This is a genomic window from Marinomonas sp. S3726 (assembly GCF_000967665.1).
GTDB lineage: Bacteria > Pseudomonadota > Gammaproteobacteria > Pseudomonadales > Marinomonadaceae > Marinomonas.
The window spans coordinates 1-932 of record NZ_JXYC01000083.1 but is presented as its reverse complement, the minus strand read 5'-3'; the positions used below and the strand labels follow the sequence as shown (position 1 = coordinate 932).

General features: G+C 42.9%; 1 protein-coding gene. It reads right to left on the bottom strand.

The window, feature by feature from the left end:
* Positions 1-118: 118 nt before the first annotated feature.
* Positions 119-932, bottom strand: an 814-nt coding sequence (locus tag TW85_RS25145) for an AAA family ATPase (RefSeq protein ID WP_046019884.1), incomplete at its 5' end; no start/stop codon positions are given.

Genomic DNA, 932 nt, shown 5'->3' with positions numbered 1-932 from the left:
AACCGTACCAACACACTCAATTGACAACACGGTTACATTTTTATCGAATAGATAATCAAGGATGAAATAAACTTTATGATGAGCTTCTAAAATATTCTGATTTTGTGCGTTCATTCAGCTAAACCTCCATAATTAAATCTGCGTTTATGTGAGACATACCAAGGTCAGCCGCTTCATTAAGGGCGGCTGTAATGACGTTATGAACAGCTAAAGGATATAGAGCCGAATAATTCCCGTTACCAGATAGCTTTGCTCTTAAAGCGCTTATTGCACCCGCGTCAAGAACCTTATTTAACGGCACATTAGCAATACTGAATCGGTGCTCTAAGTAGCTCTCTAGTTCATCACCAAGGGGGCGTAAATGCACAAGCTCGCAACGCTGAACCACTTCTCTAACAGACGGATTACGCTCATCAAGCTTTTGCCCTAATTCAGTCTGACCGATCAGCACGATTCCGAGCAATTTTGAAAAGCCGTCTTCTAGTTCAAAGAAGCGTTTTAAGTGCTTTAAAGTAGGGATAGGTAACCCGTGCGCTTCCTCAATAACAAGCAAGTGACGGTTCCCAGCGCGGTGGCTTTCAGTAAGCGCTTCGTGTACTTGTTTAAAGCGCGCTTCAGCAGAACGTTTAACATGAACATGTGGTGCAACTTTAGCCATAATGGCATCAGCAATATGGGAGCTTTTAAGCGTTTTACCTTTAATGTCATTGTCTTCCATACCAAGCACATACGGTTCAATCGTAATGACAGGTTGGCGTTCCTTATTGATCCATTCGTTAAGGTCACGTCTCAAGGTGGATTTACCCGCACCAGATTCACCAACAACCGCTAAAAAACCACCAAACTTTGCTGCTGCTCTCATTGATTCCCTTACATATCGAGCATCGGCGGTTAAATACATTTCTTCTTGCGAGCGAACCTCTTCAAATGGA